This is a genomic window from Agrococcus sp. UYP10 (assembly GCF_040547205.1).
In the GTDB taxonomy this organism is placed as follows: Bacteria; Actinomycetota; Actinomycetes; order Actinomycetales; family Microbacteriaceae; genus Agrococcus; species Agrococcus jenensis.
Genome location: NZ_JBEPPG010000001.1, coordinates 1,505,240 through 1,519,002, shown reverse-complemented (window position 1 = coordinate 1,519,002; position 13,763 = coordinate 1,505,240). Strand labels below are relative to the sequence as shown.

At 72.8% G+C, this 13,763-nt stretch carries 14 protein-coding genes; 5 read left to right on the top strand and 9 right to left on the bottom strand.

Annotated features, from left to right (window positions below):
* Positions 1-57: 57 nt before the first annotated feature.
* On the top strand, positions 58-894 hold the full coding sequence (locus ABIB37_RS07590) for a DeoR/GlpR family DNA-binding transcription regulator (RefSeq protein ID WP_354258770.1): 837 nt from the start codon (positions 58-60) through the stop codon (positions 892-894).
* A 22-nt stretch (positions 895-916) separates the two neighbouring features.
* Here ABIB37_RS07590 and ABIB37_RS07585 read toward each other — a convergent pair whose 3' ends face one another.
* Both ABIB37_RS07585 and ABIB37_RS07580 read right to left on the bottom strand, forming a co-directional pair.
* Complete coding sequence (locus ABIB37_RS07585) at positions 917-2,080, bottom strand: cystathionine gamma-synthase (RefSeq protein ID WP_354258767.1); 1,164 nt, start codon at positions 2,078-2,080, stop codon at positions 917-919.
* Positions 2,077-3,459: a cystathionine beta-synthase gene (locus ABIB37_RS07580; RefSeq protein WP_354258765.1), complete on the bottom strand. Its 1,383-nt coding sequence runs from the start codon at positions 3,457-3,459 to the stop codon at positions 2,077-2,079. The genes ABIB37_RS07585 and ABIB37_RS07580 overlap by 4 nt, the downstream gene beginning before the upstream one ends.
* 201 nt (positions 3,460-3,660) lie before the next feature.
* Between ABIB37_RS07580 and ABIB37_RS07575 the strand changes: the two genes are divergently transcribed.
* Positions 3,661-4,038: an MGMT family protein gene (locus tag ABIB37_RS07575; protein ID WP_354258762.1), complete on the top strand. Its 378-nt coding sequence runs from the start codon at positions 3,661-3,663 to the stop codon at positions 4,036-4,038.
* Between the two features lie 18 nt (positions 4,039-4,056).
* Here ABIB37_RS07575 and ABIB37_RS07570 read toward each other — a convergent pair whose 3' ends face one another.
* The 6 genes from ABIB37_RS07570 to ABIB37_RS07545 all read right to left on the bottom strand — a co-directional run bounded on the left by ABIB37_RS07570 (position 4,057) and on the right by ABIB37_RS07545 (position 10,595).
* Positions 4,057-5,913: an ABC transporter ATP-binding protein gene (locus ABIB37_RS07570; protein ID WP_354258759.1), complete on the bottom strand. Its 1,857-nt coding sequence runs from the start codon at positions 5,911-5,913 to the stop codon at positions 4,057-4,059.
* 138 nt (positions 5,914-6,051) lie between these two features.
* Positions 6,052-6,435 carry a 50S ribosomal protein L7/L12 gene (gene rplL / locus ABIB37_RS07565; protein WP_123696193.1) on the bottom strand — a complete coding sequence of 128 codons (384 nt, stop codon included), beginning with the start codon at positions 6,433-6,435 and terminating at the stop codon, positions 6,052-6,054.
* A gap of 33 nt (positions 6,436-6,468) precedes the next feature.
* Positions 6,469-6,987: a 50S ribosomal protein L10 gene (gene rplJ, locus ABIB37_RS07560; RefSeq protein ID WP_123696194.1), complete on the bottom strand. Its 519-nt coding sequence runs from the start codon at positions 6,985-6,987 to the stop codon at positions 6,469-6,471.
* A 244-nt stretch (positions 6,988-7,231) separates the two neighbouring features.
* A complete protein-coding gene (locus ABIB37_RS07555; RefSeq protein WP_354258756.1) occupies positions 7,232-8,737 on the bottom strand; it encodes a sensor histidine kinase in 1,506 nt (501 codons plus the stop codon).
* A 34-nt stretch (positions 8,738-8,771) separates the two neighbouring features.
* A complete protein-coding gene (locus ABIB37_RS07550) occupies positions 8,772-9,515 on the bottom strand; it encodes a response regulator transcription factor (protein ID WP_123698394.1) in 744 nt (247 codons plus the stop codon).
* A gap of 78 nt (positions 9,516-9,593) precedes the next feature.
* Positions 9,594-10,595, bottom strand: coding sequence for a phosphotransferase enzyme family protein (locus ABIB37_RS07545; protein ID WP_354258753.1), 1,002 nt, complete (start codon positions 10,593-10,595; stop codon positions 9,594-9,596).
* Between the two features lie 71 nt (positions 10,596-10,666).
* On the opposite strand from ABIB37_RS07545, the gene ABIB37_RS07540 reads away from it, so the two are divergent.
* Both ABIB37_RS07540 and ABIB37_RS07535 read left to right on the top strand, forming a co-directional pair.
* Positions 10,667-11,263: a YqaJ viral recombinase family protein gene (locus ABIB37_RS07540; protein WP_123696197.1), complete on the top strand. Its 597-nt coding sequence runs from the start codon at positions 10,667-10,669 to the stop codon at positions 11,261-11,263.
* Complete coding sequence (locus tag ABIB37_RS07535) at positions 11,263-12,018, top strand: alpha/beta fold hydrolase (RefSeq protein ID WP_354258750.1); 756 nt, start codon at positions 11,263-11,265, stop codon at positions 12,016-12,018. The genes ABIB37_RS07540 and ABIB37_RS07535 overlap by 1 nt, the downstream gene beginning before the upstream one ends.
* Here ABIB37_RS07535 and ABIB37_RS07530 read toward each other — a convergent pair.
* Positions 12,015-12,692, bottom strand: a complete 678-nt coding sequence (locus ABIB37_RS07530) for a DUF998 domain-containing protein (protein WP_354258748.1) — start codon at positions 12,690-12,692, stop codon at positions 12,015-12,017. The two genes, ABIB37_RS07535 and ABIB37_RS07530, sit on opposite strands and share 4 nt — an antisense overlap.
* Before the next feature lie 100 nt (positions 12,693-12,792).
* Here ABIB37_RS07530 and ABIB37_RS07525 point away from each other — a divergent pair, with 100 nt between their 5' ends.
* Entirely contained in the window at positions 12,793-13,746 is a 954-nt protein-coding gene (locus ABIB37_RS07525; RefSeq protein WP_354258745.1) for an NADP-dependent oxidoreductase, read from the top strand.
* Positions 13,747-13,763: the final 17 nt, after the last annotated feature.

Genomic DNA, 13,763 nt, shown 5'->3' with positions numbered 1-13,763 from the left:
CCCTCGATCATGCCGTACCCCGTGCGATCCTGCGCGTTCGTGTGCGAAAGTGTGCACATGGACGACGATCGATCACGTCCCGGTGTCCCGGCTCGGGGCCCGGGCGACGCGCGTCCCGGTTCCGCGCTCGAGGCCGGGCTCCTCGACGTCGAGCGCCGCGAGCGCATCCTCAGCCACGTGCGCGCGGCGGGCACGGCGCGCGTCGCCGATCTCGCCGCTGCCCTCGGCGTCTCGCCCATGACGGTGCGCCGCGACGCCGATCGGCTCGTCAGCGAGGGCCGCGCGGAGCGCGTGCGCGGCGGCATCCGGCTCGCGCGATCCCCGGTGACCGACGAGCCCGGCCCGCTCGCGAAGGCTGCGCTCCACAGCGACGAGAAGGCGCGCATCGCCCAGGTGGCGGCGACGCTCGTGCGGCCGGGCACGGCGATCGGCATCGGCGCGGGCACGACGACGCTCGCCTTCGCGCGGCTCATCGGGGCGGTGCCCGGGCTCACGATCGTGACGAACTCCCTGTCGGTCGCGCTCGCCCTCCCCCACCACGACCACGTCGTGCTCACGGGCGGCGAGCGCACGCGGTCGGACGCGCTCGTCGGGCCGGTCGCGAACCGCAGCGCCGCGTCGATCGGGCTCGACGCGCTCTTCCTCGGTGCGCACGGCATCGACGCCGAGCGCGGCTGCACGGCGCCGAACCTCGCGGAGGCCGAGACGAACCGCGCGCTCATCGCGGCGGCGCGCGAGACGATCGTGCTCGTCGACGCGTCGAAGTGGGGGGTGCAGGGGCTGTCGACCTTCGCCGCGCTCGACGAGCTCGACGTGCTCGTCAGCGATGCGTCCCTCCCGGCGGCCGCTGCGCGCGCGGCGCGGCGCGGTGCCGCGCGGCTCGTGCTCGCCTAGCGGCGCCGCCCCTACGGCCGCGCTAGAGCGAGTCGAGCGCCTGCCGCAGGTCCTCGACCAGGTCGTCGGCGTCCTCGAGGCCGACCGAGAGCCGCAGCAGGTCGTCCGGCACCGCGAGCTCCGTGCCCTGCACCGACGCGTGCGTCATCTCGGTCGGGTAGCAGACGAGCGACTCGATGCCGCCGAGCGACTCCGCGAGCTGGAAGAGGCGGGTGCGCTGCACGAGCGCGAGCGCCGCCTCCCGGCCGCCGGCCAGCTGCATCGACACCATGCCGCCGAATCCGCGCATCTGCCGCGACGCGAGCTCGTGCTGCGGGTGGTCGGGCAGCCCCGGGTAGTGCACCGCGGTGAGGGCCGGGTGGCCGACGAGCGACTCCGCGACCGCCTGCGCGTTGCGGCAGTGCCGCTCGACGCGCACGCTGAGCGTCTTGAGCGACCGCGACGTCAGCCAGGCGTCGAACGGGCTGTTGACGGCGCCCACCGCGAACTGCTGGAAGGCGATGCGCTCGGCGAGGTCGGCATCCGAGGTCACGACCGCGCCGCCGACGAGGTCGGAGTGCCCGCCGATGTACTTCGTCGTCGAGTGGATGACGACGTCGGCGCCGAGCACGAGCGGCTGCTGCAGGTAGGGCGTCGCGAACGTGTTGTCGGCGACCACCATCGCGCCGGCGGCGTGCCCGAGCTCGACGAGGCCGGGGATGTCGGCGACCTTCATGAGCGGGTTGGAGGGCGTCTCGACCCACAGGATGCGCGTGTTCGGCTGCATCGCTGCGCGCACGGCGTCGACGTCGGAGGCGTCGGCGGTCGTGATCTCGATGCCCCAGCGCGCGTGGATCTGCGACACGAGCCGGTGCGTGCCGCCGTAGACGTCGTTGCCCATGAGCACGTGGTCGCCCGGCTGCAGCACGGCGCGCAGGATCGCGTCCTCGGCGGCGAGGCCGGAGCCGAACGTGTAGGCGTGCGTGCCCGCCTCGAGGCTCGCGAGCTGCTGCTGCAGCGCGTCGCGGCTCGGGTTGCCGCCGCGCGAGTACTCGTAGCCGTCGCGGAACCCGCCGACGCCGTCCTGCACGAACGTCGAGGTCATGAAGATCGGCGGGATCACCGCGCCGGTGCGCGGCTCGAACGCCTGTCCGGCGTGGATGGCGCGGGTCGAGAAGCCGAGGTCCGGTGCGTCGGTCACGGTCATGCCTCCTTGGCGAGGTAGCTGAGCAGGTCGGTGCGGGTGATGACCCCCGCGGGCTTGGCCTCGTCGAGCACGAGCAGCGCGTCGGCGTCCTTGAGCGCGGCGCGCAGCGCGTCGACCGACTCGGAGATGCCGATCTGCGGCAGCCGCGGCCCGACGTGCTCGGCGATGGGGTCGGCGAGCTGCGCCCGCTCGGCGAAGACGGCGTCGAGCAGCGATCGCTCGTCGACGGCGCCGGCGACCTCGCCGACGACGACCGGCGGCTCGGCGGTCAGCACGGGCAGCTGGCTCACGCCGTACTCGCGCATGATCTCGATCGCGTCGTGCACGGTGTCGCTCGGATGCGCGTGGACGAGCGCGGGCACCCCGCCATCGGCGGCGGCTCCCTTGCCGGTGAGCACGTCGCGCACCGTCGTGCCCTCGTCGGGCGCCGCGAAGCCGTAGGAGCGCATCCAGGCGTCGGAGTAGACCTTCTGCAGGTAGCCGCGACCGGAGTCGGGCAGCAGCACGACGAGCACCGCGTCGGCGGGCAGCTCGCGCGCGACCCGCAGCGCGGCGACGACGGCCATGCCGCTCGAGCCGCCGACCAGCAGTCCTTCCTCGCGCGCGAGGCGGCGGGTCATCGCGAACGACGCCGCATCGTCGACCGCGATCACGCGGTCGATGACACTCGGGTCGTAGTTGCCGGGCCACATGTCCTCGCCGACGCCCTCGACGAGGTAGGGGCGGCCGGTGCCGCCCGAGTAGATCGATCCGACGGGGTCGGCGCCGATGACGGCGACCCCGCCGTCGGAGGCGCGCTTGAGGAAGCGCCCGGTGCCGGTGATCGTGCCGCCGGTGCCGACGCCGGCGACGAAGTGCGTCACGCGGCCGTCGGTGTCGCGCCAGATCTCGGGCCCGGTCGTCACCTCGTGCGCGCCGGGGGCCGCCGGGTTGAAGAACTGGTTGGGCTGGTAGGCGCCCTCGATCTCGGCCGTCAGGCGGTTCGCGACCCCGTAGTACGACTCGGGGCTGTCGGGCGCGACGGAGGTGGGGGTGACGACGACGTCGGCGCCGTAGGCGCGCAGCGTGGAGCGCTTGTCCTCCGAGACCTTGTCGGGGCAGACGAACACGCAGCGGTAGCCGCGCTGCTGCGCGACGAGCGCCAGCCCGACGCCGGTGTTGCCGCTCGTCGGCTCGACGATCGTGCCGCCGGGGCGCAGCAGCCCGCGCTCCTCGGCGTCGAGGACCATCGCGAGCGCGATGCGGTCCTTGACCGAGCCGCCGGGGTTGAGGAACTCGACCTTCGCGAGCACCGTCGCGGCGATCCCCTCGGTGACCTTCGAGAGCCTCACGAGCGGGGTGTCGCCGATGGTCTCGAGGATCGACTCTGCGTAGCGCATCGTGCCTCCTGACTGACGATCGAGCCTATCGGCCCGCTGAACCCGGCGAGGCGGCCGCACCCCGGTCCCCCGACGCACAACGCAAGCCCGAGCCCGCGATCCCGCGGCCGATGGGCGTCGGCTCCTCGCTGGGGGCTGGATGGGGTCTTGCGGGCTTGCGTTGTGCGGCCAGCTGGGTGGGACAGCGGGCAGGATGGGGGCGTGGACGCCAGGCGGGAGCTCGTGATCGAGCGAGTGCTGCGCTGCGTCGAGCAGGTGCCGCCCGGCCGCGTCGCCTCCTACGGCGCGATCGCCGCCGTCTGCGGCATCGGCCCGCGCCAGGTCGGCTCGATCATGAAGGCCTACGGGCACGACGTGACCTGGTGGCGCATCACGAACGCCTCCGGCGACCTGCCCGCCAACCTGCTCGCGGAGGCGCGGCCGCTGTGGGACGCCGAGGGCATCCGGGTGAAGCCCAACGGGCTCGGATGCCGCTACGCCGACTTCGCGGCCGACCCGGATGCGCTCGCCCAGTCATGGCGGACGGCGGTCGCCGACCTGCCGCACCCGGACGCGGTCGCCGAGGACGCCTCCGCCTGACGCGACGCCGCGGTCGCGTCAGCCGCGCGCCTGCTGCGCGAAGAGCGTCGCGTAGGTGCCGCCGCGGGCGAGCAGCTCGTCGTGCGTGCCCTGCTCGACGATCCGCCCGGCGTCGATCACGAAGATGACGTCGGCGTGCCGGATGGTCGAGAGCCGGTGCGCGATCGCGAGCGTCGTGCGACCGCGCGCTGCCTCGTCGAGCGCGGCCTGCACGACGCGCTCCGAGACGGTGTCGAGCGCGCTCGTCGCCTCGTCGAGCACGAGCACGGCCGGGTCCTTGAGCAGCACGCGCGCGATCGCGATGCGCTGCTTCTCGCCGCCCGAGAGGCGGTAGCCGCGCTCCCCCACGATCGTGTCGTAGCCGTCCGGGAAGCGGTGGATGGTGTCGTAGATGCTCGCGGCGCGGGTGGCGGCGTCGAGCTCGTCATCGGTGGCGTCGGGCTTGGCGTAGCGCAGGTTCTCGGCGATGGTGGCGTGGAACAGGTACGGCTCCTGGCTCACGATGCCGATGTTGTCGGTGAGCGCCGCGGGGTCGAGCTCGCGCACGTCGACGCCCGCGAAGCGCACCGCACCGGCGGTCGCCTCGTGCAGGCGCGGCAGCAGGTAGCCGATCGTCGTCTTGCCGGCCCCCGACGGCCCGACGAAGGCCGCGAAGGTGCCGGGCTCGAGCGAGAAGGAGACGCCGTCGAGCGTCGCCCGCTCCCCCTCCTTCGCATCCGGGTAGTGGAACTCGACGTCGTCGAACGCGACCTCGCCGAGCCGCGCCGGGTCGACCGGCTTCGGGTCGGCCGGCGGCTCGATCGCGGGCACGAGGTCGAGGTACTCGAAGATGCGGGCGAAGAGCGCGCCCGACGTCTGCAGGTCGAGCGCGACGCGCAGCAGGCCCATGAGCGGCATGAGGAGCCGCGCCTGCACGGTCGTGAACGCCACGAGCGTGCCGGCGGTGACCGCCGCGTCGCCGCCGACGATGAGGAAGCCGGCGATGAGGTAGACGACCGCGGGCAGCACCGAGATGAAGATCGAGACGAGCGCGAAGAACGTCTGGCCGCTCATCGTCAGGCGCACCTGCAGGTCGATCTGGCGGTCGTTCTCGTCGCGGTAGCGCTTGGACTCGTCGGCCTGGCGGCCGAAGGCCTTCGCCAGCAGGATGCCGGAGACCGACAGCGACTCCTGCGTGATGGCGGTCATGTCGCTCAGCGACTCCTGCGTCTTGGTCGCGATGCGCGCGCGCACCTGGCCGACGCGGCGCTGCAGCAGCACGAGCACAGGGGTGAGCAGCACGGCGACGATCGTCAGCTGCCACGACAGGATGAGCATCGTCACGAGGCTCGCGATGACGGTGACGGTGTTGCCGACGACCGACGAGACCGTGCTCGAGAGGACGTTCGCGACACCGCCTACGTCGTTCTGCAGGCGGGACTGGATGACGCCGGTCTTCGTGCGGGTGAAGAACGCGAGCTCCATGCCCTGCAGCCGCTCGAACAGCGCGTTGCGCAGCTCGCCCATCACCTGATTGCCGACCCTCGACGTGATCCACGTCTGCCAGACGCCGATCAGGTTGGCGGCGACGAGCAGCGCGACCATCGTGCCGACGAGCACCCAGAGCAGCTCGAGGTTCGGGCCGCCGGCCGCAGGGAACAGCGCCTCGTCGAACACGCGCTGGGTGAGCAGCGGCGGGAAGACCGTGATCGTCGCGACGAGCAGCACGAGCACGATGGTGAGGGTGAGCGCCGACCGGTGGGGCGCGAAGAGCGCCATGATGCGCCGGCCCAGGTCGGGGACGCGCGGGGCGTCGGCGTTGACCGCCTTCTGCGCCGCCTCGTCGCGCATCGCCACGCGGCCGCCACGGCCGCCGCCCCCACCCATCATGCTCATCGGGTCAACCGTAGCGCCGGGCGCCGACCCCGTTCGCCGCGTCGTGCGGCAGCCCGCGCCGCGGGCGCCGCCCGACCCGGCGACGCACAGACGAAGGGCCGCACCCTCGCGGGTGCGGCCCTTCGCAAGTGATGCAGGCTACTTGACGGTGACCGTCGCGCCGACCTCTTCGAGGTCAGCCTTCGCCTTGTCAGCGTCGTCCTTCTTGGCGCCCTCGAGCACCGTCGCGGGTGCACCGTCGACGAGTGCCTTGGCCTCGCCGAGGCCGAGGGACGTCAGCGAACGGACGACCTTGATGACCTGGATCTTGCTCGCGCCGGCGGCCTCGAGGACGACGTCGAACTCCGTCTTCTCCTCGACCTCCTCGGCGGCAGCAGCGGCTGCGGGGGCAGCAGCGGCAGCAACCGGAGCGGCGGCGGTGACCTCGAAGGTCTCCTCGAACGCCTTCACGAACTCGCTGAGCTCGATGAGGGTGAGCTCCTTGAACTGCTCGAGCAGCTCGTCAGTCGACAGCTTTGCCATCGTCTTCTCCTTGTTTCTGGTATCGACCGGGCCTTACTCGGCCGCGGACTCCTGCTTGATCCGCAGCGCGTCGACCGTGCGAACGGCCTGGGCGAGCGGAGCGTTGAACATGTAGGCAGCGCCGAAGAGCGAGGCCTTGAAGGCACCGGCCAGCTTGGCCAGCAGCACCTCCCGGGACTCGAGATCGGCGAGCTTGTTGACGTCGTCGGCCGTGAGCGGGTTCCCGTCGAAGAAACCGTTCTTGACCACGAGCGCCGGGTTCGCCTTGGCGAAGGCACGCAGCTCCTTCGCGACGGCGACAGGGTCGCCGTGCACGAATGCGATCGCGGACGGGCCGGCAAGCGACTCGTCGAACGCCGAGATGCCGGCGTTGTTGGCTGCGATCTTGGTGAGCGTGTTCTTCACCACGGCGTACGTCGCGTGCTCACTGATGGATCGGCGCAGCGTCTTCAGCTGGCCGACGGTGAGACCGCGGTACTCGGTCAGCAGAACGGCGTTCGAGGTCTCGAAGAGGTTCGAGAGCTCGGCGACCGCAGCTTCCTTGTTCGCCATGGTGCTCCTTGCGTCGTTGCTGGCTTCCCTGGCTCAAACATGAAAAGAGCTCCGGCGCACGCGCACGGAGCTCGACCCTCGACGGGGTGTCACACCTGCGCGGGACGTCGCTCCTGGGCGAGCCTTCGACTGCTGCACACCCTTGCGGGCACGCACCAGCGACCAGCGGTCTTTGGTATGGCATCAGACTACGGCACGACGGATGCGCGGCGCAACCTGGCGCGGTCGGACCTACGCCCCTGCCCTACGCCTCTGCGGCGAGCGGAGTCTCGCGGAGCGCGCCGGCCGGCGCCTGCTGCCAGCGCGGCAGCCGCACCGTGAAGGCCGTGCGGCCCGGCTCGCTCTCGAGCTGGATGGCGCCGTGGTGGGCGTCGACGAGCGCCTGCACGATCGCGAGCCCGAGGCCGGACGAGCCCGTCGCCCGCGAGCGCGACGAGTCGCCGCGCGCGAAGCGCTCGAAGACCGTGCGCTGCTGCTCCACAGGTATGCCCGGTCCGGCGTCGACCACCTGGACGATCGCGTGCGTGCCGTCCGCCCGGAGCGTGACGTCGATCGCGGTGCCGTCGGGCGTGTGCACGCGGGCATTCGCGAGCAGGTTGGCGATCACCTGCTGCAGCCGCAGCGCGTCGCCCGCGACCGTCACGGGCTCCTCGGGGAGCTCGAGGGCGATCGGATGCTCCGGACCCGCGGCCTGCGCGTCGGCGACCGCCTCGACCACGAGCAGCGACAGGTCGACCTCGGCGCGCTCGACCTCGCGGCCCTCGTCGAGGCGTGCGAGCAGCAGCAGGTCGTCGACGAGCGCCTGCATGCGGCGGGCGGCGGCCTCGATGCGCTCGAGCGACTCGCGCGAGTCGGGGCGGAGGTCGTCGTCGTGCTTGCGCGTCACCTCGGCGTAGCCGCGCACCGCCGCGAGCGGCGTGCGCAGCTCGTGCGAGGCGTCGGCGACGAACTGCCGCACCCGCCGCTCGCTCGCGGCGCGCGCGTCGAACGCCTCCTCGATGTGGCTGAGCATCCGGTTCATGCTCTCCTGCACACGACCGACCTCCGACGCGGGCTCCTCGATCCGCACCCGGTTGGTCAGCTGCGCATCGCCCGAGGCGAGCGGCAGCTGCGAGATGCGCTCGGTCGTCGCGATGAAGGCGGTGAGCGGGCGGAGCGCGCGCCGGATGATCATGTCGCCGACGAGCAGCACGATCGACACCGCGGCGAAGGCCGAGACCGCGATGACGAACGCGAGCGCGGCGAGCGTCTGGTTGGCGTCCGCGAGCGAGAGCCCGACGAGCACGCGAGCGCCGCCGACGTCGTGCGCGACCACCCGGTAGGAGCCGTAGCCCGGCAGGGTGGCGCTCGAGATGCTCCCGGTGGGCACGGCGAGCACGGCCTGCTCGCCGGCGGCGGTGAGCGCCTGCTCCGTCTGCGTCTTCGTCAGGATGAAGGCCTCGCGCAGGGCGTCGCCCTCTTGCACCGCGAACAGCGCCCCGGCGGGCGCGCTGCGCGGGTCGACGAGCGCCGGCGTGCCCGTCGCCATCGCGCGCTCGACCTCGACCGCGGTGCGGTTGCCCAGCTCGGTGAGCTGCTCGTCGACGCGCGTCTCGAGCACGACGCGCATCGTCATGACGCTCGCGATCGCGACGGCAGCGGTGAGCAGCGCGAACAGCGTCACGACCACCACGAGCAGGCGTCGGCGCAGCGACCACGACGACGGGTTCTGGATGCGCCGGGTCTGCGATGCGGACGTCGCCGGGTTCACGGGTGCGGTCGGCCGGTGGTCACGCCCGCCGGGCTCACTCAGCGGCGCGCAGCTGGTAGCCCACGCCGCGCACCGTGTGGATCATGGGCGGGCCGAGGGTGTCGATCTTCTTGCGCAGGTACGAGATGTAGAGCTCGACGACGCTCGCGCGCCCGCCGAAGTCGTACGACCAGACGCGGTCGAGGATCTGCGCCTTCGAGAGCACGCGGCGGGGGTTGCGCATCAGGTAGCGCAGCAGCTCGAACTCGGTGGCCGTGAGGTCGACCTGCTGGCCGCCGCGGCGCACCTCGTAGGAGTCCTCGTCCATCATCAGGTCGCCCACCCAGAGCACGCTCGACTCCTCGGCGGTCGCGGCGGTGCGACGGATGAGGCCGCGGAGGCGTGCGACGACCTCCTCGAGGCCGAACGGCTTCGTCACGTAGTCGTCGCCGCCGGCGGTGAGCCCGGCGACGCGGTCGTCGAGCGAGTCCTTCGCGGTGAGGAAGAGCACCGGCACGTCGAAGCCCGCGGAGCGGAGCCGCTGCAGGACGGTGAGGCCGTCGATGTCGGGGAGCATGATGTCGAGCACGACCGCGTCGGGCCGGAACTCCCGAACGGCCTGCAGCGCCTGCTGGCCGTTCGCGGCGGTCTTGACGTCCCAGCCCTCGTACTTGAGGCCCATGGCGACGAGGTCGGCGAGGCTCTGCTCGTCGTCGACCACGACGATGCGGATGGGCGACCCGTCGGGGCGCGTGAGGCGGGGCTGTGCACGCAGCTGCTGCTGAGCGGTGTCGGTCATGCCATCCATTCCGTCAGAGCATCCTGTGGAGGCGTCACAGTCTACCTATGCGCTTCCTGTGCGTCGCCTTTCCCCTGATCACCCCCGGTCGGGGTCGAGCGAGAACCTGCCGGAGGCGAGCCAGTGCCGCAGCCTCGCGAGCGCGACGCCCGTGTAGTCGGCGGCCTGCGCGCGGTGCTCCGCGGTGGTCGAGACGAGCAGGGCGTTCGCGAGCAGCAGCTGGCGCGAGGCGATGAGCGCCTCGACGTCGGCCGGGTCGACGTCCGGCAGCGGGGCGACCTCGGCGTAGCCCTCGCGCAGCGCGACCTCGAGGGCCGGATCGCCGCCGCGGAGGTAGAACGTCGAGATGGCGAGGTCGAGCACCGGCAGCCCGAGCCCCGCGTCATCGAAGTCGAAGACCGCGAGCTGCCCCTCGTGCCACTTCAGGTTGCCACCGTGCAGATCGGCGTGCAGCGGCCGCACCTCGGCGCCGCGGTGCAGCCGGTCGAAGACCTCCGTCGCCCGCGACCGGGCGGTGTCGAGTACCGAGCGGTCGTCGGCGGCGAGGCCGGGGGCGTCGTCGAGCACGTCGAGGTCGCCGAACAGCGGCGCGTCCAGCCGCGGCAGCGCGCCGCCCGCCGGCGGCGCCCACTCGGCGGACTGCATGTGGAGCGCCGCCATCGCGCGGCCGAGCGCTCGCGCCGAGTCGGGCCCGAGCACCTCCGCGTCGGGGCCCTCGAGCCAGCTCGCCATCGCGACGAGCACCGCCCGACCCAGCTCCTCGGCGTCGACCGACACGAACCATCCGCCGTCGGGGGTGCGCAGCGGCTCGGGCACGCGCACGTCGGTCTGGGCCGCGATCGCGCCGAGCCACGCCTGCTGCGCGACGGCGTGCGCCGGCGTGCTGTGCGAGTTGGTGCCCACCCGGAGCGCGAGCCGCCGGCCGTCGCGGACGTCGACGCGGAACGTGGTGTTGTAGCCGTGCAGCGCGAGCGCCATGCCCTCGACCTCGAGCCCGAACGCCGCCGCCGCGCGCAGGGCGACGCCGCGCAGCACCCCGACCTGGTCGGCCTCGCCCAGCTCGTCGTACGCCTGCGTCATGCCGCCATCCCATCACGTCGCTCCCGGCGCGCGGCGCGTCCCGCGTCGGTCCGGCGTGGGACGATGGAGGCATGCAGCTCCAGCTCGACATCTTCGGCGATCAGCCGACGGTGCTGGGCCACACCAGCCGCATCGTGGCGCGCTCGAGCGACCGCATCGCCTGGCTGCGCGCCCGCTCGCGCGGCGTCACCGCGACCGACGCCGCGCGGCTCAGCACCTCGCGCGCCGTCGAGGCCGTCGCGCGCGAGAAGATGGGGCTCCGCGGCTTCTCGGGGAACGCCTTCACCGACCACGGTCGAGCGCGGGAGCCGCACATCGCGCGGTGGGTGCACGACCACTTCTCGCTCGTGCCGTCGGATGCGCTCTTCCACGCGGTGCCGGACCGCCAGCACCTCGCGACGCCGGACTGCGTCAGCGACGACGGCAGCGTGCTCGCCGAGATCAAGACCACGTCGAAGCCGTTCGACCGGGTGCCGAAGCAGTACCTGCGCCAGATCTGGTGGCAGCAGTACGTGCTCGGCGCCGAGCGCACGCTCTTCGTCTGGGAGCTGCACAGCGAGTTCGTGCCGGTCGGCCGGCCGAAGCACGTCTGGGTCGAGCGCGACGAGGACGAGATCGCGATGCTCGTCGACCGCGCGGACCGGCTGCTCGCGATCCTGCGCGGCTGATGCTGCTCGCCATCCACGGGCTGGGCTCGGATGCGGGCGCGATGCACGGCTACCTCGACGGCGCGGTGCCCGCGTGCGTGCAGGTGCTCGCGCCTGACCTCCGCGCCCACGGCTCGAGCACGCTCATCGGCGAGCCCGACGACTTCGCGCTCGAGGCGCTCGCCGCCGAGGTCGCGGACGAGCTCGCCGACCGGCGCACCCGCGCGGGCGACGGCTCGGCTGTCTCGATCGTCGGGGTCTCGCTCGGGGCGGCGCTCGCGGCGATCATCGCCCGCTCCGGCCGCTTCCCGCTCGACCGCGTCGCGCTCGTCCGGCCCGCGTTCACGACCGAGCCGCTGCCGCCCAACCTCGCGATCTTCCCCGTGCTCGGTCGGCTGCTCGAGGAGCACCGGCCCCGCAGGGCGCTCGCCGAGCTGCACCGCTCCGGCGCGTGGCGGGCGATCGCGCACGAATCGCTCGCGCACGCGCACGGACTCGAGGCGCAGCTGACGCAGCCGCTCGCTGCCGAGCGGCGCATCCGGCTGCTCGAGATCCCGCGGGACGTCGCCTACCGTCCGGGCGAGCTGCGCATCGCCGCGCCCACCGTGGTGCTGGCGAGCCCGCGCGACCCGGTGCATCCGCTGCACGTCGCCGAGGCCTGGCGCGACGAGCTCGGGTGCCGGATGCTCGTCTCCCCCGCGCGCGACGACGGCGAGGCCGCGATGTTCGCGTGGTTCCGCGAGCGGCTGGGCAGCTTCCTGGTCGGGATCCGCTAGCGCTCTGCGCCGACGAGCGCGTCGGCCGGCGCGACCGGCCGGCCGGCACGGGTCGGGACGGTGTGCACGACGACCATCGCGAGCATCCACACGACGCCGAGCCCAGCCGCCACGTACTCGAGCGTCGAGCCGATGTCGGTGTTGCCCCGGGCGAGCGAGATGATGCCGCCGGTGGCCGAGATCACGCCGACCGCGATGCCGCTCACGGCCGAGAGGCGCGCGACCCAGCGGTCGCCGGCGGTCGCGAACTGCAGCATCGCGACGCAGCCGGCCGCGAAGGCGAGCACCGCGGCCGCGATGTGCACCCAGTCGCGCCACTGCGCCCCGTCGGTGAGCAGCGACGGGCAGCCGAGCGAGCACGGCACGGCGGCCGCGACGAGGAAGAGGCCGCCCGCGGTGACGAGCGACGCCGCGGGCGCCCAGCGCCGCAGCACCGGCAGCCGCGTGCGGACGTCCCGCACGACGACGCCGACGAGCACGATGCCCGCGACGACGAGCAGGAAGCCCACCTGGAAGAGCTCGGCCGTCGGCATCGTGAGGGCGCCGAGCTCCGAGATGTAGAGGTAGCGGTCGAGCACGATGCGGGCGACGCCGATCACGACCGCCCCCGCGACGAGGCACGCGGCGGCGAGCACGGCGACGGCGGCGTCGACGATCCGGGGGCGCAGCGGCACACGAGCACTGTAGCCGCGCCGCGACCAGCCGCGTCGCCAAGCCGTCATCTGCCCGTCACACGCGTGCGCTAGCGTCGAAAGCGAGGCGAGGGGAAGTGCGATGCGCGCAGTGCTGGTGCGGGAGTTCGGTCCGACCGACGAGGTCGAGGTGGGCGAGACGGAGGCCCCGTTGAAGCTCGGCACCGAGGTCGTCGTCGACGTCCACGCCGCGGGCATGAACCCCATCGACTTCAAGACCGTCATCGGCAAGGGTGCCGCGAAGGCCGTCGCGCCGCTGCTGCCGTGGATCCCGGGCGGCGACGTCGCCGGCGTGGTCGCGGAGGCCGCCTACGAGGCGCACGACCTGCAGCCGGGCGACGCGGTCTTCGGCATCGTGAACCACTGGCGCACGCGCGGCTCCTACGCGGAGCAGGCGGTCGTGCCGAGCCTCGCGCTCGCCCTCAAGCCCGAGTCGCTCAGCTTCGAGCAGGCCGCAGCCGTGCCGTGCGCGGCGCTCACCGCGTGGGACGCCGTGGTGCGGGTCGCGAAGGCGCGCGCCGGGCAGCGCATCCTCATCCACGCCGGCGCCGGCGGCGTCGGCCACTTCGCCGTGCAGTTCGCGAAGTACTTCGGCGCGCAGGTCGCGACGACGGTCTCGACCCGCAACGTCGACTTCGCCAGGTCGCTCGGCGCCGACGAGGTCATCGACTACACGCAGTCGCGCTTCGAGGACGCGCTGCAGAAGGTCGACGTGGTCATCGACCTCGTCGGCAACGTCGCCGACGACACCGGCACCCGCTCGCTCGACGTGCTGAAGCACGGCGGCCTCTACCTCAACGTGCCGACCGGGTCGTGGCCCGAGTACGCCGCAGCCGCCGCCGAGCGCGGGCTGCGCTCCTCCTCGGTCAAGGTGGAGTCGGACGGCTCCAACCTCGGCATCATCGGTCGCCTCATCGACGCCGGCGACGTGCACGTCGAGGTGCAGCACATCTACCCGCTCGACCAGGTGCACGACGCCTTCGCCGAGCTCCAGGGCGGGCACGTGCGCGGCAAGCTCGTGCTGAAGATCCGCTGAGTCACCGAAAGCCCCCG